This is a genomic window from Bacillus sp. GM2, from assembly GCF_056155945.1.
In genome coordinates this window covers 1,603,669-1,622,980 of the sequence record NZ_JBRKSZ010000008.1, presented here as the reverse complement: position 1 = coordinate 1,622,980, position 19,312 = coordinate 1,603,669, and the positions used below count along the sequence as shown (strand labels likewise).

19 protein-coding genes are annotated in these 19,312 nt (G+C 48.1%); 5 read left to right on the top strand and 14 right to left on the bottom strand.

Annotated elements, in window-relative coordinates:
- Positions 1 to 61 precede the first annotated feature (61 nt).
- Entirely contained in the window at positions 62 to 559 is a 498-nt protein-coding gene (locus ACVC9U_RS22755; RefSeq protein WP_161517571.1) for a GNAT family N-acetyltransferase, read from the top strand.
- Between the two features lie 23 nt (positions 560 to 582).
- Here the strand turns inward: ACVC9U_RS22755 and hisIE are convergent, their stop codons facing one another.
- The 8 genes from hisIE to ACVC9U_RS22715 are packed head-to-tail and all read right to left on the bottom strand — an operon-like array spanning position 583 to position 7,010.
- Positions 583 to 1,215: a bifunctional phosphoribosyl-AMP cyclohydrolase/phosphoribosyl-ATP diphosphatase HisIE gene (hisIE, locus tag ACVC9U_RS22750; RefSeq protein WP_105979691.1), complete on the bottom strand. Its 633-nt coding sequence runs from the start codon at positions 1,213 to 1,215 to the stop codon at positions 583 to 585.
- Positions 1,212 to 1,970: an imidazole glycerol phosphate synthase subunit HisF gene (gene hisF, locus ACVC9U_RS22745; RefSeq protein WP_441391602.1), complete on the bottom strand. Its 759-nt coding sequence runs from the start codon at positions 1,968 to 1,970 to the stop codon at positions 1,212 to 1,214. Before hisF ends, hisIE begins: the two co-directional genes overlap by 4 nt.
- Positions 1,967 to 2,704 (bottom strand): 1-(5-phosphoribosyl)-5-[(5-phosphoribosylamino)methylideneamino]imidazole-4-carboxamide isomerase, encoded by a 738-nt coding sequence (gene hisA / locus ACVC9U_RS22740; protein WP_075751482.1) that lies wholly within the window; start codon positions 2,702 to 2,704, stop codon positions 1,967 to 1,969. Before hisA ends, hisF begins: the two co-directional genes overlap by 4 nt.
- Positions 2,701 to 3,339: an imidazole glycerol phosphate synthase subunit HisH gene (gene hisH, locus ACVC9U_RS22735; RefSeq protein ID WP_441391600.1), complete on the bottom strand. Its 639-nt coding sequence runs from the start codon at positions 3,337 to 3,339 to the stop codon at positions 2,701 to 2,703. Before hisH ends, hisA begins: the two co-directional genes overlap by 4 nt.
- Positions 3,340 to 3,924, bottom strand: coding sequence for an imidazoleglycerol-phosphate dehydratase HisB (gene hisB, locus ACVC9U_RS22730; RefSeq protein WP_441391598.1), 585 nt, complete (start codon positions 3,922 to 3,924; stop codon positions 3,340 to 3,342). It abuts the gene before it with no gap.
- Positions 3,924 to 5,204 carry a histidinol dehydrogenase gene (gene hisD, locus ACVC9U_RS22725; protein WP_441391596.1) on the bottom strand — a complete coding sequence of 427 codons (1,281 nt, stop codon included), beginning with the start codon at positions 5,202 to 5,204 and terminating at the stop codon, positions 3,924 to 3,926. Before hisD ends, hisB begins: the two co-directional genes overlap by 1 nt.
- The gene (gene hisG, locus ACVC9U_RS22720; protein WP_065644281.1) at positions 5,201 to 5,842 is read right to left on the bottom strand and encodes an ATP phosphoribosyltransferase; all 642 of its coding nucleotides are present in this window, start codon (positions 5,840 to 5,842) and stop codon (positions 5,201 to 5,203) included. Before hisG ends, hisD begins: the two co-directional genes overlap by 4 nt.
- Positions 5,835 to 7,010, bottom strand: coding sequence for an ATP phosphoribosyltransferase regulatory subunit (locus tag ACVC9U_RS22715; protein WP_075751486.1), 1,176 nt, complete (start codon positions 7,008 to 7,010; stop codon positions 5,835 to 5,837). Before ACVC9U_RS22715 ends, hisG begins: the two co-directional genes overlap by 8 nt.
- 232 nt (positions 7,011 to 7,242) lie before the next feature.
- Here ACVC9U_RS22715 and ACVC9U_RS22710 point away from each other — a divergent pair, with 232 nt between their 5' ends.
- Positions 7,243 to 7,968: a C39 family peptidase gene (locus ACVC9U_RS22710; protein ID WP_023856363.1), complete on the top strand. Its 726-nt coding sequence runs from the start codon at positions 7,243 to 7,245 to the stop codon at positions 7,966 to 7,968.
- A gap of 279 nt (positions 7,969 to 8,247) precedes the next feature.
- On the top strand, positions 8,248 to 8,916 hold the full coding sequence (locus tag ACVC9U_RS22705; protein ID WP_081320859.1) for a pectate lyase: 669 nt from the start codon (positions 8,248 to 8,250) through the stop codon (positions 8,914 to 8,916).
- 29 nt (positions 8,917 to 8,945) lie between these two features.
- Here ACVC9U_RS22705 and ACVC9U_RS22700 read toward each other — a convergent pair whose 3' ends face one another.
- From ACVC9U_RS22700 to hprK, 5 genes are read right to left on the bottom strand one after another with little or no spacing between them, the layout of a single operon-like run.
- Positions 8,946 to 9,464 (bottom strand): acyltransferase, encoded by a 519-nt coding sequence (locus tag ACVC9U_RS22700; protein ID WP_095292106.1) that lies wholly within the window; start codon positions 9,462 to 9,464, stop codon positions 8,946 to 8,948.
- A complete protein-coding gene (ppaX, locus tag ACVC9U_RS22695) occupies positions 9,461 to 10,108 on the bottom strand; it encodes a pyrophosphatase PpaX (RefSeq protein ID WP_025810719.1) in 648 nt (215 codons plus the stop codon). Before ppaX ends, ACVC9U_RS22700 begins: the two co-directional genes overlap by 4 nt.
- Positions 10,098 to 11,045 carry a nucleoside recognition domain-containing protein gene (locus ACVC9U_RS22690; protein WP_020453076.1) on the bottom strand — a complete coding sequence of 316 codons (948 nt, stop codon included), beginning with the start codon at positions 11,043 to 11,045 and terminating at the stop codon, positions 10,098 to 10,100. The genes ppaX and ACVC9U_RS22690 overlap by 11 nt, the downstream gene beginning before the upstream one ends.
- 24 nt (positions 11,046 to 11,069) lie before the next feature.
- Positions 11,070 to 11,882, bottom strand: a complete 813-nt coding sequence (gene lgt / locus ACVC9U_RS22685) for a prolipoprotein diacylglyceryl transferase (RefSeq protein WP_020453077.1) — start codon at positions 11,880 to 11,882, stop codon at positions 11,070 to 11,072.
- A gap of 11 nt (positions 11,883 to 11,893) precedes the next feature.
- Entirely contained in the window at positions 11,894 to 12,826 is a 933-nt protein-coding gene (gene hprK, locus ACVC9U_RS22680; protein ID WP_023856368.1) for an HPr(Ser) kinase/phosphatase, read from the bottom strand.
- Positions 12,827 to 13,022: 196 nt separating this feature from the next.
- Between hprK and ACVC9U_RS22675 the strand changes: the two genes are divergently transcribed.
- Complete coding sequence (locus ACVC9U_RS22675; RefSeq protein ID WP_023856369.1) at positions 13,023 to 13,502, top strand: MarR family transcriptional regulator; 480 nt, start codon at positions 13,023 to 13,025, stop codon at positions 13,500 to 13,502.
- A gap of 139 nt (positions 13,503 to 13,641) precedes the next feature.
- Entirely contained in the window at positions 13,642 to 15,201 is a 1,560-nt protein-coding gene (locus ACVC9U_RS22670) for an MFS transporter (protein ID WP_048349945.1), read from the top strand.
- Positions 15,202 to 15,217: 16 nt separating this feature from the next.
- On the opposite strand, the gene ACVC9U_RS22665 is transcribed toward ACVC9U_RS22670, so the two are convergent.
- Complete coding sequence (locus ACVC9U_RS22665) at positions 15,218 to 19,228, bottom strand: lamin tail domain-containing metallophosphoesterase family protein (protein WP_048349944.1); 4,011 nt, start codon at positions 19,226 to 19,228, stop codon at positions 15,218 to 15,220.
- Positions 19,229 to 19,312 lie beyond the last annotated feature (84 nt).

Genomic DNA, 19,312 nt, shown 5'->3' with positions numbered 1-19,312 from the left:
AGCACTAGATAGTGACGAATATACGTTCCCATTGTATGATCATAGAAAGGGGGTTCATCATGTGAAAAAAAGCGGATTAATACAATTGAAGCATTTCTCGGAAGAACATTCAGCTGCGCTTCTCGAATTCGAGCTTCCTGAAGAACAGCATCGATTTACCGCGCTGCCGAAAGAGGTTTTAAAACAGACGGACGGTCAGTTTCCAATCGTAATTTTAAACGAAGGCGAACCCGTCGGATTTTTTATCCTGCATGCGACCGAGAGGGTAAAAGACTATTCGGACAACCCGGACGCCATGCTGTTAACGGCGCTATCCATCGACAGAAAGCACCAGGGAAAAGGTTTTGCAAAAGAAGGAATGCTCAAGCTTCCTGCATTTGTCGCCAAGGAGTTCACCCATTGTCATGAAATCGTGCTGGTTGTGAACGTGAAAAACACCGCGGCCCAGCACCTGTATGTGAAAGCCGGATTTGCAGACACAGGGGAAAGAAAAATGGGGCCGATCGGAGAGCAAATCGTAATGAAATTAAACACGGGAAAACACCCAAAAGGCAGTTAGCTTTTTGGGTGTAAGCAATGCGCTTATGATTCAGAGCCTTCATAGCGCTCTTTCAGGACGCCAAGCACATCATCAAGCGGCAGGGACTGCTCCCTCAACAAAACGAGCAGATGGTAAAGAAGGTCAGCCGCTTCCCATCTCAGCTCTTCAGAATCCCGGTTTTTTGCAGCGATAATGACTTCCGCCGCTTCTTCGCCAACCTTCTTCAAAATCTTGTCAACGCCTTCACGGAACAAATATGTCGTATATGCGCCTTCAGGCATTTCAGCCTGCCGTTTAGCAATCACCGTTTCAAGTTCATTGATGATGTCAAAGCGGCCGCCATCAGTCTGTCTGATATGTTCGCCGGGCGAAAAACAGCTATAGCTTCCTGTATGACAGGCCGGTCCCGCCGGTTCGACCAGCACGATGAGCGCATCCTGATCACAGTCAAGCCTGATGTCTATCACACGCTGAATGTTTCCTGACGTCGCTCCCTTATGCCAGAGCTCTCCTCGCGATCTGCTGAAAAACCATGTCTCCTTCGTTTCCAGCGTTTTTTCAAACGATTCTTTGTTCATATAAGCAAGTGTCAGCACTTCCTTGCTCGCTGCATCCTGGACAATCGCCGGGATCAAGCCGGCTTCATTAAATGTCAACTCGTCTGCCTTGATCATCTTACATTCACCCCGCGCTCTTTTAAATAAGCTTTTACTTCTTTTACAGATGTTTCTTTGTAATGAAAGATAGATGCGGCAAGAGCCGCGTCCGCCCGCCCTTCTGCAAATGTATCATACATGTGGCCCGCATGACCTGCGCCTCCGGATGCAATGACGGGGACTGAAACAGCTTCTGACACAAGCTTTGTGAGCCTGCAGTCAAATCCGTTCTTTTCTCCGTCTGCATCCATGCTTGTCAGCAGGATTTCACCGGCTCCCCGCTGAACGGCTTCCTTCGCCCATGAGACGGCCTCAAGGTCCGTCTTTTTACGTCCGCCGTGTGTATAAACATAATACTGATCAGCTTCCGGATCGAATTTTGCATCAATCGCGACGACAATGCATTGAGAGCCGAAAAAGTCAGCGCCTTCCGTTATCAGCTCCGGACGGAGAACGGCAGCCGTATTAACGGAAACTTTGTCGGCTCCGGCCCGCAGGATCGTTTTCATCTCATCCAACCGATTGATGCCGCCGCCGACGGTAAACGGGATCGCCAGCTTGGCCGCCACTCTTTCAACGACATCAACCATCGTTTTTCTCCCCTCGTGGGAAGCCGAGATATCGAGAAAAACAAGCTCATCTGCGCCTTCATGATCATATACTTCAGCCAGTTCAACCGGGTCGCCGGCATCTTTCAATTCAACAAATTGTACACCTTTGACAACGCGTCCATCTTTTACGTCCAAACACGGGATGATTCGTTTTGTGATCACTTTGCCGCCACCCTTTCAAGCGCTTCAGCCACGGTAAATTGGTTGGTATAAAGAGCTTTTCCGACAATAGCGCCAGAGACGCCTTCCGCAGTCCGGGAAGCGAGCGCCTCAAGATCGTCGAGAGAGCTGACACCGCCGGAGGCAATGACTTGTTTGCCGGTTGCTCTGGCAAGCTCCACTGTACTGCTGATATTCGGTCCTGACAGCATTCCGTCAGTCGCAATGTCGGTAAAGATAAAAACTTCCGCACCTTCATTCGCAAGCTCGCGGCCAAGCTCTTCCGCTCTAACGGAGGAGGTCTCAAGCCATCCTTCAGTTGAAACAAATCCGTCTCTTGCGTCAAGACCGATTGCGATATGCCGGCCGTAAGCTTTCAGCATGTTTTTGACAAACTCGGGATTTGATACGGCCGAGCTGCCTAAGATCACCCTTTCAACACCTTGCGACAAGTAGTCATACACGTCTTTTTCGGTCCTGATGCCGCCGCCGATCTGCACTTTAACGTTGAGTTCATCAGCAATGCTTATGACGTGGCTGTCGTTCACTTTTTTGCCTTCCCTTGCCCCGTCCAAATCGACAAGATGAATCCAGTCTGCCCCCGCTTCAGCAAACCGGGAGGCCATATCCAGAGGGGAATGACCGTAAATCGTTTCTTTTTCGTAATCTCCCTGGATGAGCCTGACGCATTTGCCGTTTCTCATGTCAATGGCAGGGTATACAGTAAACTCGCTCATTTTTTCACCTCCTGTTCTTGTGTAAGCTGCTTGAAACGCTTTAAGATCGACATGCCGACCGCACTGCTTTTTTCCGGATGGAACTGGGCGCCGTATACATTGCCGAAACCGACGACAGCAGGTACACGCACACCGTATTCGGCGCTGGCAAGCAAAGCTTCCTCTTCGATTCCGCAGACATAATACGAATGAACGAAATACGCATACCCTTCTTTCGTCTTTGGCAAAAGCGGAGAGTCGCGGTGGACCGTGAGAAGATTCCAGCCCATGTGAGGCACTTTTAAGCGATTTCCCGCTTGATCACGGTCTTTCAGTTTAACGATTTTTCCTTTCAAAAGGCCGAGTCCTTTTGACGCCCCGCGTTCTTCGCTTTCTTCAAATAAAAGCTGCATACCGAGGCATATGCCGAGAAGAGGTTTTCCTTCACTTACGGTATCTTGAATAAATGTTTTCAGGCCGGTCTGGCTTAAAGTCTCCATCGCATCCCGAAAAGCTCCGACTCCCGGAAGGATATAGCTGTCCGCTTTCATAAGTTCATCCGGATGCTCGGATACGAAATAAGGAGCATCGATCCGTTCAAGCGCTTTAGAGACGCTGTACAGGTTTCCCATTCCGTAATCTATGACACCGATCATTTACAGCATTCCTTTCGTTGACGGAATTCCTTTGACCCGCGGATCGATCAATGTCGCTTCATCAAGCGCACGTCCCAGCGCTTTAAAAACCGCCTCGATCATGTGGTGGGTATTCGTACCGTAATGAACGATGACATGAAGATTCATTCGCGCTTCCAGCGCAAACTTCCACAAAAATTCATGGACAAGCTCTGTATCAAATGTTCCGACTTTCCGGCTCGGGAATTCGGCTCTGAACTCGAGGTGCGGCCTGTTGCTCAGATCAATCGCAACCTGGGCGAGCGCTTCGTCCATCGGTACCATGCTCGAACCGTAGCGTTTGATTCCTTGTTTATCTCCGAGCGCTTCCAAAAGCGCCTGTCCGAGACAAATACCGATATCTTCCGTCGTATGGTGGTCGTCGATTTCAACATCGCCTTTCGCTTCAACTGAAAGGTCAAACTGCCCGTGTTTTGTAAATAAATCGAGTATATGCGTCATAAACGGGACATCCGTTTGAATATCCGCTTTCCCTTCTCCGTCAATATGAAAGGATAATTTAATATCAGTTTCATTGGTTTTTCTTGCCCGTTCGGCTTTTCTCATCAGTCTTCCTCCCGGTTTCTGGATTCAATTGCTCTTGCATGTGCTTCAAGCCCTTCCAATCTGGCAAAGGCCGCAATTTTCTCAGCATTCGCGCGGAAAGCTTCCCTGCTGTAGGAAATGATGCTGGAGCGCTTTTGGAAGTCTGTCACATTTAGCGGGCTTGAAAATCTGGCTGTACCGTTAGTCGGCAGGACATGATTAGGGCCTGCAAAATAATCGCCCACCGGCTCTGAACTGTAGCGGCCCAGGAAAATGGCGCCCGCATGTTTGATCTGTCCCAGCAGCGCATCGGGTTGAACTGTTAAAATTTCCAAATGTTCAGGAGCGAGCTCATTGATGACGGAAACTGCTTCATTCATCGTCTCTGTAACATAGATCAGGCCATAGTTGTCAATCGACTGCCGTGCAATCTCTTTTCTCGGAAGATGTTCGAGCTGTCTGTAAACCTCTTTTAAAACGGATTCGGCAAGCGTCTCTGAATCGGTGACAAGAATGCTCGATGCCATCGCATCGTGTTCAGCCTGTGAAAGTAGATCTGCGGCGATTTCCCGGTAGTTTGCCGTACTGTCAGCGAGTATGGCGATTTCACTTGGACCCGCGATCATATCGATATCAACCTGGCCGAATACTTCCCGTTTAGCCAAGGCGACGTAAATATTTCCGGGTCCCGTAATTTTATCGACGGGGGTAATCGTTTCCGTTCCGTAAGCCAATGCGGCAATCGCTTGGGCACCGCCCATTTTGTAAATCTCTGTGACGCCAAGCTCGGCGGCAGCCGCCAGCACTCCCGCCGACAATTTGCCGTCTTTTCCCGGAGGTGAGGCAAGGACAATGCGATCGACGCCGGCAACAAGCGCCGGAATAACATTCATCAGGACGGATGATGGGTAAGCAGCCGTTCCGCCGGGCACGTACACTCCCGCTGAATCAAGCGGCGTGATTTTCTGGCCGAGCATCGTTCCGTCCTTGCGGTGGTAAAACCATGAAGATGCGAGCTGCCGCTCATGATATTCTTTAATGTTAAAAATCGCCGCCCGAATAATCTCGAGATCGCGTTTTTTGAGCGTGGTGTATGCTTCCTTGATTTCCTCTTCAGAAACGTGAAAGTCGGCCACATCCGCTCCGTCAAATTGCCTTGTGAATGCGGAAACAGCTGAATTCCCGTTCTTTTTCACTTCTTCGATAATGCCGCGGACTGCTTTTCTTTGTTCTTCCGTTCCGGCGTCAATGGTGCGCTTTAGTGAAACCGACGTATTTCCGCTGATGGATTTGATCTTCATTTTGCTTTTTCCCCTTCCACAATAAGAGAAAGTTTTGAAGCCATTTCATCGATGACTGCGTCTTTCATTCGGTAGCTGACAGGATTTACGATGAAACGCGACGTGATGTCGCAAATTTTTTCGGTTTCAACCAGACCGTTTTCCCTTAAAGTCTGTCCTGTTGATACGATATCAACGATTCGGCCGGCAAGCCCGATCAAGGGAGCGAGTTCAATCGAACCGTTGAGCTTGATGATTTCCACTTGTTCTCCCTGCTCCCTGAAGTAGCTTGACGCGACATTTGGATACTTGGTCGCAACCCGGGGCGCAACGCTGTCGGCCGCCGTCTCTGGCAGGCCGGCTACGGCAAGACGGCATTTGCTGATGTTTAAATCAAGAACCTCGTAGACATCGCGTTCTTCTTCCAGCAGCACATCTTTGCCGGCGATTCCGACATCGGCCACCCCGTGCTCGACATATGTTGTGACATCCATCGGCTTGGCGAGGATAAAGCGAAGGTTTTCTTCAGGCACTTGAATGATCAGCTTTCTCGAATCGTCGAATTCTTCAGGGAGCTGATAGCCTGCTTTTCGAAGCATATCGGCAGCTTCCTCAAATATCCGCCCTTTCGGCATCGCAATCGTCAATTCCTTACCCATGCTTCTCTTCCTTTCTGGCCCCGATAAAATAGGTCACGTTTTGAAAAGACTTTGTCATTTGGTCAATATCTCCGATTCCCGCTAAGTCCTGTATGACGACTTTTTTGCCTTTTCTTCGCTCTTCTTCGGCAAATTTGATCGCCTCTTTTCTCTGTTCCGTGCTGAAGATGACGACATCGATTTTTTCTTGCTCTTCCGCCGGCTTCAATGCTTCCAGCAGCCTGTCAGTCCTGATGCCGAAACCGGTTGCCGGAGCGGGTGAGTCGAAGCGGCCGAGAAGCTGGTCATATCTGCCGCCGTTTCCGATCGGAAAGCCGACGTTTTCAGCATAGATTTCAAACAAAACGCCGGTATAGTAGCTCATATGGCTGACCATGCCTAAATCGAGCTTAATGTCGTCCGTGCAACCATAGTCGCCGAGTGTCTCCCAAAGCGTCTTTAGTTCTGAAACTGCGTGTTTTCCTTTTTCAGAATCGATGATCGATGCCGCCTTGCCGCACGTTTCAATACCGCCTCTCAACTCCAAAAGCTCGAGCAGCCTGCTTTTATCAATTGAGGATAAATTGAGGGATTTTACATGCTCCCGGTAGCCGACATAGTTCTTTTCGTATAAATAGCGCCGCAGGACATGAGCCCTTTCTTCATTTCCTAAAACCTCCACAAACAGGGCGTCTGAAATTCCGACATGGCCGATCGAGATTTTAAATGAAGTCAGGCCGGCATTTTTAAGCGAAAAAATGACGAGTGCAATCACTTCTGCGTCAGCGCTTGTAGATCCATCGCCGATCAGTTCGACGCCGACTTGCTCAAATTCGGCGGCACGTCCGCCTTCACGCTCCTGTGCCCTGAACACATTTGCAGCATAGCCCACTCTGAGCGGGTGATCATCTTTGTGAAGTTTTGAGGCCGCTACCCTTGCGATCGGAGCCGTCATATCAGGTCTTAACACGAGCGTCTGCCCCTCCTGATCAAGGAGTTTAAACAACTGCTGATCCAATATGGCCGACTGCACACCGACCGTATCATAAAATTCAAGGGCCGGTGTCTCCATGAACTGATACCCCCACAAAGCCATCACCTCTGTTAATGAAGAGCGCACCTTTTTCTTTGTTTCGTAAAGCACAGGCAGCGTATCCCGCATGCCATGCGGTTTTTCAAACATAAACATCTGCACTTGCACCCCCATAACCGTTTGAAGGAAAATTCCGAATCCTTTAGTTCGCTAATATGATAATATGCTAACAGATAAAAGAATCAAAATCAACAGCCGTTCTTAAAATAGACTCCGGACTGTATGGGAAATGATAACTTTTATGTAATGAACATCTTGATGTTATAATATAAACGATCGCAAATCTTTGCCTTAACCAAACCAGCAAAGGGAAGACAGGAGACTCAGAATGAAATTTTTCAAAACTCTTTTTTTTATTTTTTTCGTAGCAGCTCTTATGACCGCCGTTCTTATACTGTTTTCTAAAGATGCGTTAAGCCCGTTAGCCGAAATGCTGCACAGCAGCCATAAGAATGCAGCTGACAATAAAGAAGTACATCAGCCGCTTGACGTCCCGCTGATCAACCAAATGGACTCGCCGAAGCTTTATAACGGCTGCGAAGTCGCCAGCCTGGCGATGATCTTAAACTACAGCGGATATCATGTCACAAAAAATGAGCTTGCCAATGAGGTGAAAAGAGTGCCTCTGCACTATGAAAGCGGCTTAAAGGGAAATCCTAACGACGGCTTTGTGGGAGATATGGAAAACGGACCCGGACTGAGTGTCTACCATGGCCCGATTTACGATTTGGCCTATTCATACGCAGGTACTAAAGCTGTCGATTTGACGGGAAGTGAGCCGGAGAAAATATATGAACAGCTGAATCAGGGAAGACCGGTTTGGGTTATCACCACTGTTCATTTCAGTCCAGTCAACGATATGGAAACATGGAATACGCCGTCAGGTAAAATCGATGTGACGTACAGCGTTCACAGTGTTGCCGTGACAGGCTATGATGAGGATTACGTTTATTTGAATGATCCGTACGGATATAAAAACAGAAAAACAGACAGAGAAAATTTTGAGAAATCATGGACACAAATGGGCAGTCAGGCGATCGTGATCGCCGCTTAAAAAGGCAGATTAACCCCTGCCTTTTTTAGTTCTTTCAACCCCTATTAAAATAAGCCTCTTTACCCTTTCATCACATCCAAAATACAGAAAAAAACCTCATTGCACGTGTTCAATTTACTGTTTTTTCATAATATTCAAATTATTTGTTTACTTTTCAGCAAGCTCGCATATATGATAGTACCGAAATAGGTGTCTCATCTTATTGCAAAAGGTCTAGAAATTGCTTTCATCTAAGGGAGACAAATCTGTTTTGAACAATATTTCATGAGGAGGATGAAAATGATGAAGAGATTAGCAGGTACGGTTATTTTGTCAGGTTTGCTCGTCTGCGGGTTTGGACAGGCTCTGCCCGAAAAAGCCTCGGCCGCCGAGGTCGTTCACAAAACGATCGTAGTCGAACAAGGACAAACGTATGACGGGAAAGGCAAGCGGCTGATTGCAGGTCCGGAGCTGGGGGACGGAAGCCAGCGCGAAGATCAAAAACCGATTTTCAAAGTGGAGAATGGCGCAACGCTCAAAAATGTCGTGCTTGGCGCTCCTGCTGCTGACGGTGTTCACACTTATGGTAACGCTTCTATAAGCAATGTTGTTTGGGAAGATGTCGGCGAAGATGCCCTGACTGTCAAAAGCGAAGGAAATGTCACGATTAACGGAGGATCAGCCCGGCTTGCCGCGGACAAAATCTTTCAGATTAATAAAGCGAGTACATTTACCGTGAAAAATTTCACTGCGGATCAAGGAGGCAAATTCATTCGCCAGCTCGGAGGCTCGACATTTAAGGCAGTGGTCAATATTGATAACTGCACGATTACAAACATGAAAGAGGCCATCTTCAGAACCGACAGCAGTACAAGTTCCGTTACGATGACAAATACAAGGTACTCAAAAGTCGGAAAGAAGTGGATCGGTGTGAAGCATATTACGGAAAGGAACAATCATGAATTTTAACTTTGATTGCAAATAAAGGCCCCCGTTCTTTATTCAGCGGGGGGCTCCAACCTTTTTTCCATTTCTTCTTTTGTATAGATCAGCCGCATCGGATTGCCGCCGACAAAAGCGCCCGGAGGCACATCTTTATGAACGAGCGTACCGGCGGAAATGACGGCGCCGTCTCCGATTTCGACGCCTGGAAGGATCGTCGTATTGGCTCCGATCATGACTTCATCGCCGATGACAACCTCGCCGAGCCGATATTCTTTTATTAAATACTCGTGCGCCAAAATGGTCGTATTGTAGCCGATCACGGTGTTACGCCCGACGGAGATCTTTTCAGGAAACATGATATCCGGCATGACCATTAAAGCAAATGAGCATTTCTCTCCGATTTTCATCCGCAAAAACGTCCGGTACATCCAATTTTTCATCCCAAGAAACGGCGTATAGCGCGCTGCCTGAATGACGATAAAGTTTTTGACCACTTTAAAAAATGGAACCGTCTGATAGATGTGCCATAAGGAATTGGAGCCGGACACCGGATAGCGCTTCGTTTTTCTCAAGCTTTCTCCACCTCAAGAATGCGAAGGAGATCGCTCATTTGCTGGAGCATAAAATCAGGCTCGTGTTTAGCCAGGCTTTCTTCTCCTTTAATCGTCCACGCAACGCCTGCTGTTTTCGTTCCGGCGTTCTTCCCTGCTAATATATCGTGGTAATTATCACCGATCATGATGGCTTCTTCCGGACGGCTGCCAAGCTTGGAAAGGGCGAGCAAAACAGGCTCGGGATCTGGCTTCGGCCGCTTGACGTCATCCAGCGTCACAACCGTCTCGAAAAAGGCATCAAGCCCCGTCAGTTTAAGCCCCATGATAACGGTGTCCCGCAGCTTTGTCGTGACAATCCCGAGCTTATACCCTTCTTCCGCGAGACGTTCCAGCGTCTCGTAAACCGTCTCATACTCGGTTACCAGTTCATCATGCATCTGATGATTAAATGTCCGGTACATGGTGATCATTTCTTCAGCCTTATCCTTTTGAATGCTTGAGAACGTTTCATAAAGGGAAGGTCCGATGAAAGCAAGGACATCCTCCCGTTTATAGCGTCCCGGTGCATAATGGTCGAGCGTGTGCAAAAATGAGGCGATGATCAGCTCATTTGTATTGATTAGCGTTCCATCCAAATCAAATAAAACCGTATTAACTTTCATACAAAGCTTCCTTTCTGCGAACGGAATAACCCGGCTTTCTCCAGATGCGCGAAATCGCGATCGTCAGCAGAATCGCGGTTACAAGCCTGATCAACAAAAGAGGCCAGACCGGAATGCCGAGCGGGATAAATACCAATGTGTCTTCCACAACCGCGTGACAGGCAACGAGAAAAATAAACGCGAGCGTTACATCTCTTTTGCTGACGCCGTCTTCTTCGACCGCTTTGATCATAACGCCGGCCCCATATGCAAGGCCGATCGTCAGCCCGGCAACCATCGTCATTGAGGTGTTCTCTTTCATGCCGAGCATTCTCGTCAGCGGTGCAAACCACTTTGAAAAAGTATGCAGCCAGCCAAGGTCTCTCATATATTGAATGATGATCATCAGCGGTATCACGATGGCTGCAAGCTGAAGGACGCCAAGACCCGCCTTGGTGACGGCTTCAAGCGCAATTTCAAGCCAGCCGGAAGGAGCGGCGCTTTTCGCAGAGATCAAGCCGTATTGGGCCGCATCCTGACCGCCGTGCCAGACAAGGTTAATGATAAAGGCCGAAAAAACGGCGAGGCCGATGCGCACAAGCAAAATAAGCCATATTTTAATTCCGACCCTTGATGCAACGGTCGATTCGATAATCAAATTGTGGCAAAACGACAGCATCACCGCTAAAATAAACACTTCTTTAACTGTCAAATCAAGCGTTAAAATCCCCGCAATTCCGGCATACAAGTTCAGCATGTTGCCGAGCACAAGCGGTATCGCCGCTTCCCCTGACAACCCGAAAATTCCCATCGCCGGCGTGATCAGCTTGATCAACCAGTCCATCACCGGTGTATGCTGAAGCAGGCTGACAATCAGCGTGACAGGAAAAATCACTTTTCCGAGTGTCCACGTCGTTTTCAGCCCCGCCACAGCTCCGGCTTTTAAAGTTCCCTTCATTGCTGTCTCCCCTTTGTAAAATCGCTACATCTCCTGATACCGTTTAATCTCTCGCCCTTTGAAACGTCTGTAGGCTATCAGCGCAGCCGCACTGAGGATCAGGACGATTGAAATCACCTGGGCGATGCGAAGGTTCGCCGTCAGCATCAGACTGTCCGTTCTCAGGCCTTCGATATAGTAGCGTCCCATCGAATACCAAATGACATAGATTAAGAACAGCTCGCCTCGCTTTAAATTCGCTTTTCTTAAAAGAAGCAGAACGACTACTCCCGTGAAGCTCCACAGCGATTCATACAAAAAGGTAGGCTGGTAGTACTGCCCGTCGATGTACATTTGATTGATGATAAAATCAGGCAGGTGGAGGTTTTCTAAAAACGCTCTTGACACCGCCTCACCGTGCGCTTCCTGGTTCATAAAGTTTCCCCAGCGGCCGATCGCCTGACCGAGCAGGATGCTTGGAGCAGCAATATCAGCCAGCTTCCAAAACGAAAGCCCTTTGACCTTCGCATAAATGATTCCCGTCAGTACGGCGCCGATCAGTCCGCCGTGGATCGCAAGGCCGCCGTTCCATATTTGAATAATTTGGTCCGGGTGTTCACTGTAATAGCCCCATTGAAAAATGACATAGTATGCCCTTGCACATAAAATCGCAATCGGGATCGCAAAAAGCACCAAATCGACAAAGGTGTCCTTATGCAGCCCCCTCCGCTCGCCTTCCCTGACCGCCAGCCACAAGCCCAGCAAAGCGCCAAGGCCGATGATAATGCCGTACCAATGGACAGCAATCGGCCCCAGGTGAAAAGCAATCGGATTTAAAGGTTCAATCGTTTCATTCATATTGTCAGCTCCTATTCTTCAAGCTCACCATCTTCAATCACATCCGCAAGCTTATGGGTAAATTGCTCAGCGGCATTCAGACCCATTCTCTTTAGTCTGAAGTTCATTGCGGCCACTTCGATGATGACGGCAAGATTTCTTCCCGGACGAACCGGAATTGTCAGCTTCGGAACGTCTGTATCAATAATTTTCATTGTATCTTCTTCAAGCCCTAAGCGGTCATACTGCTTTCCTTGCTCCCAAAGCTCCAGGCTCATGACAAGAGTAATCCGTTTAAAGCTTCTGACCGCCCCCGCGCCAAATAACGTCATGACATTGATAATACCAAGGCCTCTGATTTCCAGGAGATGCTCAATTAATTCAGGCGCGCTTCCGATCAATGTATCCTGGTCTTCCTGTCTGATCTCAACGCAGTCATCCGCTACAAGGCGATGGCCTCTTTTGACAAGCTCCAAAGCCGTTTCGCTTTTTCCAACGCCGCTCTTTCCGATAATGAGCACCCCGACGCCGTAAACATCGACGAGGACGCCGTGAATCGCAGTTGTCGGAGCCAGCTGGCTTTCAAGAAAATTCGTCAGACGGCTTGTCAGGCGCGTCGTCTTTAACGGGGATCGAAGCACAGGCACGCCGTTTTCTTCGGAAGCCTCGATGAGTTCAGGCGGAATCGGCAAATCACGGGAAAGGATGATCGCCGGTGTAATTCCCGTGCATAACGACAGCATCCGCTGCTTTTTTTCTTCCTCTGGAAGCTTTTCAAAAAAGGTAATCTCGGTCTTCCCAAGCAGCTGAACCCTCTCTTTTGGATAGTATGTAAAATAACCAGCCATTTCAAGGCCCGGTCTTGATAAATCGCTCATCGTAATCGGGCGGTTGATCCCTTCTTCTCCGCTGATGAGCTCAAGCTTAAATTTATCCATCACATCTTTTGTTCGAACTTTCGGCACGATTGATGCACCCTCCTCTTCTCAGATGAAGAACTAGACATTCAGCTTTATTCTATCACTTTCAAAATGAACCTAAAACATTTTTTGAAAATGGCCCCCCTTGACACTTCGGTGAAGTCTTCTTTTCCCGGGCTTTCTTTCAAAGCGAAAAATCAGTAGTATGTAAAGAGGAACGCGAAAAGGAAGTGAAGAACCGTTGAAATACAATATCCATGATACCACCGTGCTGAACGAAGACATTTTGACCCCGGAAGAAAAAGAGACATGGGTTCTTTATATGAAAGTACTGACCGCTGCCGGCCTGGGGGATGTCTCCGAATGGATGAAGCTCGATCTCAGCATGCCGCAAATGAAAGTTTTAATGCTTCTGAACAACCACGGCACACTGAAAGTCTCTGAAATCGCTGAAAAAATGGGCGCTTCCCTTTCAAATATGACCGGACTGCTCAGCCGCCTTGAACAAGCGAACTTCATCAAAAGAACACATTCCGAGCAAGACCGGAGAACAATTGTTGTTGAACTAACCGAAGATGCAAAGGGGATTTTTCGAAGCCTTTACAAAAAGGGCCACGAAAAGCTCAAAAAGGCGCTCCAGAAACTGAACGAACAGGAAAAAACCCAAGTGAATGAAGGCCTTACCATTCTTGAAAAAGCGTTAAAAGCTGACGATGAATAGACAAGCTGCCCGGAAAACGGCGCAGCTTTTTTTGTTGAAAAATTTCTTTTGACAAAATGTGTTTTTTTAAGGATGATTAAAATAGTTCACTCAAAGTGAATTATTCATTTTAAATTAATAAAAAAGGAGGATATATGGTGTGAACCAAAAGTGGGCCGTATTATTATTTACGATCGGCGTGTTTATGGCTGCTTTAGACAATGGCATCATTTCAGCCGCACTGACGACAATCAACGATTCTTTTCAAGTATCCCCCTCATGGGGAGCTTGGGGCATCACACTTTATACGCTCGGTTTGGCAGTCAGCGTCCCGATCGTCGGAAAGCTGTCTGACCGGTATGGACGTAAAAAGCTGTTTATCATCGAAGTCTTGCTGTTTGGCGCCGGTTCGCTGCTGGTTGCATTGAGCCAAAACTTCCCGATGTTTTTATTGGCAAGGCTGATTCAGTCGCTTGGCGGCGGCGGAATCTTTATTATCGGAAGCTCGCATATTCTCACTGCGCTGCCTAAAGAAAAACAGGGAACCGCACTGGGGCTTTTAGGTGCGATGAACGGCATCGCGGCAGTGCTCGGTCCGAATATCGGCAGCTTTATTTTGGATATGACCGGAAGCTGGCACTGGCTGTTTTTGATCAACCTTCCGATTGCCGCAGTGCTGATCATTCTCAGCGTTCCATTGATGAAAGAAACAAAAGGGGGAACACAGAAGCCGCTCGATCTGGCCGGAACTGTGCTGTTGTCTCTTGGGATTTTAGCTGTGATGTACGGAATAACGAATATAAACGGACAGCACATGTCTGCCGTCCTGTCCGACCCAAAGGTTTACTGTTTTCTTCTGATCGGCTGCGCGCTGTTTGCAGGACTCATCTTTTATGAAAAACGCATAGAACTGAAAGGCGGCGACCCGATACTTGCCTACAGCTTATTAAAAAACAAGGTGTTTCAATGGACGCTTTTTATCGGATTTTTATCCGGCGGACTCTTGGCAGCCGTTATTTTCATTCCTGCATATGCGGAACAATATTTGCATGTCGCTCCTGAAAAAGCGGGGTATTGGATGACGCCTCTGGCGCTGGCTTCAGGAATAGGAGCAGGGCTCGGCGGAATGCTCGCCGATCGGAAAGGACCGGTAAAAGCGGCATGGCTCTCGGGAATCATTTCGTTCGCCGGGTTTTTACTCTTATCCGTCTGGGTGACAGAGAAGTGGGAATTTGTTTTGGCAAGCATTATCGCAGGGGTCGGTTTTGGTTTTCTGTTTGGCGCGCCGTTAAATATGCTTGTATCAGAGGCAGCAAAACAGGATTACGGGACAGCGCTCGGCACATTATCGCTCGTCAGGCAGATGGGGATGACCTTGGCGCCCGCGCTGTATGCGGGATATATAACGGCCGGCTACGAAAATATCGGCACACATATCAAACATAAGCTGAATGATGCAGGGATGCCGATCAAGGGGTTTACAGGCGGTAAGTCGGACGTATCGCATCTGAACGAATCACTCAGCCAGATTTCCGACCCAAAAGTAAAGGACATCATAAGCGAAGCGATCCATGAAAGTGTGGGAACGGGATTTTTTAACCTCTACTTCACAGCCGCCGTCCTTTCCCTTGCCGTCATCGCTTCTGTCAGCATTTTATCGCTTTACAGAAAAAAACAAACCGACACGGCAACCCGTCTGAAAAAAGATGTGACAAACTAAAAAGCATTTGCTCCCCTTAGGAAAACAAATGCTTTTTACGTTCACAAATGAATACCGCCGCCAGCCAAAAGCCGATTACAGCAATTGGGAGGTTTTTTATACATGACGGCTCAAGTGTCGCTTGCTTTAACATCATGCCGGCCGGCGGAAGGCTCTCCGACAATTGCCGCCGGGCTGAGCCCGCCCCTGCTGTTTGGTCTATTAAAAAGGATTTCATGCCGTCATCTTTTGTCGTCAATTTCCACATCTGAGACCTGCTTTTGCCGCCGTATTGATCAGAAGCTGCGGCGTACCAGAAATAGGTTGTATTCGGCTGTAAATCCTTCCATGTCACTGAGGCCGTCTTTCCGCTTTTCACCGTTTTTGCTTTCCCAATTTCCTTGTTCGAAAAGACATTCAGCTCAAAATAATCGGTTTTAACCTTTTTCTTCCGCGGTTTCAGATCCGTTTTGATATTGAACTCGTCTTTCGGGCCGAATTGGTGCGGATCATAAAAATTATAGTCGTCGAGATATGGCGAATACGTTTTGACATGGATCGTGTCATGCTTCGGATCCACATGAAGAATTCTTAAATAACCTTGGCCTCCTTCAGGACCGCCCTGATAGTCGGCAAGCATTTGATACACCTTGCGATCCGGCTTGCCGTCCCCGTTATCATCAAGCCTGTCGACTTTTAAGTTGGAACTGTGATAGTGGCCGCTCAACACGGCGATCACATTCGGATTCCGCTTGATGATCTGTTCAAATATTTTCTCCCCGATTGGACTTCTGCTTCCGCTGACAAGCAAAAACTCGTGAAATGACAAAATCGCTTTTCGGTCGGGATGGCGTTTCAGAACATCATCTATCCACTGCAGTTCTTTTTTTCCGATTCCCCACCCCATCGACACCATGATATAGTCGTTTCCTCCGCTGGAAATGAGGTCGTAATGCCCTTTGTTATTCTGATAAGACCCGCCGTAATGCGGTTTTTGTTTAAAACGTCTTTCCCCGAAGTACTTGCCGAATTTCAAATAAGACCGGTCTTTATGGCTGACATCGTGATTGCCCGCCAGCACGCCGTAAGGAACTTGATTGTCGTCGAGGACTTTCATGAACTGATCGGCACGCTTCCATTGCAGCGGCTGATCCGCTTCATCCACAAGATCCCCCGTATGAAAGACGTACTGAATGTTCAGCTTGTCCTTTTGTTCGGCGATCCACTTGACCTGACGTTCAAAAATGTGCGGATAGCTTTCCGAATAATATTGCGTATCAGACATCCACACAAATGTATAGTCATGTTGCGAAAGCTGAATTTGATCCTGAATGATGATGCTCGCCTTGGATTGTCGGACATAATCGGCAGCTTTGATGCTTCCTTTGAGGGTAAAAGGTTTGTCATCCTTTGCAACATGGAATGTCAGCGTCTCCCACCTCTTGCTGGACCAATTCCAGACGAACATGGAGACTTTTCTGCCGGGAAGCGAACTCCCGCGCCACAGCACTTCCACCTTGTCGTTCGGCCCCGTATTTTCATCCACTTTGACATCAAAGCGATGGTACGGAAACTTTGTTGTTGATGACGTTTCAAAACCTTTTCCGTCAGGTGCGGACATGCCGCTGCGCTCTTCTTTTGTCAGCGCCTTTTCCCCGCTGACCGCAAAGCTTTGCGGAGGTTCCGTCACGCTTTCGTTCGCTGACACGTCAACATGCTCTTCGTCTTTTACAGTGTACTGAAACCCTTGATGGAATGACACTTTCATCTTATCTTTTGTCGGGTCCTTGACGCGGACGGCCAGCTTAGCCTGTGTGCTGCCGGGGGCATTTTTGACCTGGGCGGGCTTGTCCGGCTTTTCCTCTTTAATATAAAATGCCTTTTTCACGATTGACAGGTTGCCGGCGCTATCCTCCGCTTTTATTTTCAGTTCGTGCTTTCCCGCATCCAGGCCGGCAGAAGATATAAAATAGGGAAGCGCTATTTTTTTGCCGTCAAGAACGGCTTTTATGCTTTTCACACCGCTCCATTTATCGTGTGCGGCCGCATTGATCTCAAACGAACCTTTATACGTCCTGCCGTCTTTTAATGACGTTTTGATCTCAGGGCCTGTGTTATCGATCGTCACCCTGCGGATGAGCCTTTCTTCGCCATTCTCCGCTTCAACGATGTGCGGCCCTTCATCCCAGGCGCGTGTATGCCATTGACTGGCAAGCGATGTAAACTTGGCTTCCGGAATCGAAAAACGGAATTCATACCATTCGCGCGCCCCTGGACCGTCTCCGGCCGGAAGCTCGGCTTTCGGATCGTCGTACCGCTCATCGCGGATGGTGGTTCCATCCGCTAAGATAAGGCGGGGGTTCTTGAGGACAAAATCATCCCTGTTTTCTTCTGCAGACTGTTCAAATGGGGTTGACTTCGTGCCTGAACGAACTTTAATCGCAAACGGCTTTCCTTTTTTAAATTCCTCCGGAGAAACGGGAACCGTAATGGTCGTATACCGGCGGCGCGAATCGTCAAAAACTTTTTGAACCCTCCTGCCGATCGTTACAGCATTTTTAAAATACAGATTTGTTTGATTGACATCGAAGGCAAAGTAGGCTTTTTTTTCAAGCGCTGATTCACCTTTTTTTTGTTCAATTCCGTCAATCCGAATTGTCATTTCAGAAGGCGGCTTTTCTGATGTGGCTTTCAGCAGCATTTTTCCGGAAACGGTTCCGCCTTCGTTTACATTCAGCCTGAGTCCCTTCAAAATCCGCTGTTCAAGCGGTATCGTTTTCTTTTCAGTCGCCGTAACGTTTGATCCATCGCCGGCCCGCATATAGTATTCCACTTTTTCTTTGCCAATGAGCTCGGCAAAATAGATATTGTGGCGGTACAAACCGTCATTGCGGCTTTTTTCAACACGGACTTCAGTAAACGGCTCATCATCATTCATACGGTAGAAAAACTGCGCCTGTTTCACTTGCCGATTGTCTTTCATATCAGCTAAGAGCTGGATCGTTTCACCCGGTTTTACCGCTTGATGATCCGTCATATCATGGATCGCCGGCTTTTCTCTGTCAGGCATGACCGTCACCGTCTGTGAAGGAACCTGCGCCTTCAGGAGCGAACCAGGAGACGGTTTTTCTTCCCCGGCCGATATCATTTTCATATGCTTCGTTCCGTCCAGCGGATATCGATAAAGAAGCGCTTTATTTTTAGTGACATCGGTTTTATCCGGCTTGTTTTGATAACGGGCGGATGCGACCTCTTCCCCGCTGTTTGTACAGATGATCACTTCCCTCGGCGCCGTATTCGCCATGCCGCTCCCTTTGAGAACAGATAGCGATTTCCCTTCACGAAGGTGAACACCGTAATGCTGATTGAAGTCATCTTCTGTCAAATGCCCATTTGAGCGGTTTTTTACCCAAAACACGTGTGTTTGACCGGAAGGAATCGTCACATCATCGCGTTCAAAAGGCCAGACGGTGTCTGATTCCTTACCCTTTTCAGGATGTCTGTATTTAATTTTGTAACTGTTCAGATGAACAGCTTTATTGGTATTGTTATAAACTTCAATAAATTCATAGCCGTCCTTTGCACCGGTGTTTGACGTGTCGACAGCCATTTCCGTGATCAACAGCTCCGGAAACTTTTGTGTATCCGTACGTACGCCTTTCAGGGCGACAGTATACACATCCGTCTTCACAGAGGAACCACCGGCTTGAGCCTCAATGTAATACTTGACTTTGTCGGATGCTATGGATTCGCTTTCCAACTTGGCAATATAGCCGTTCTGTTTGCCCGGCTCCACTTCCATCGGAATCGCCCGATACGGCAATTCGTCATGCTGCTTGTAATACAGAATGACCGTGTCGGCGGCCGCCTCCGCGGAAAAATACAAGTCGTCTCCTTTTTTTACTTGTTCAACAGAAGTATGCCTGATGGCCGGTGAACGAGGCTGAATGCGCTCTTTTCCCGCCGCGGACGAAATCGGCATCTGTAAGGCAAAAAGCAAAACTGCGGCCAGAAACAAAAGGGTTTGGCGATTTCTGTACTTTTTCATCGTCTACCTCCCTTTCGTATTTTGCCTTTACAGATCATTTTTATGAAAGAGACATCCGTGCAAAAAAAAGAAGCCTGATGATTC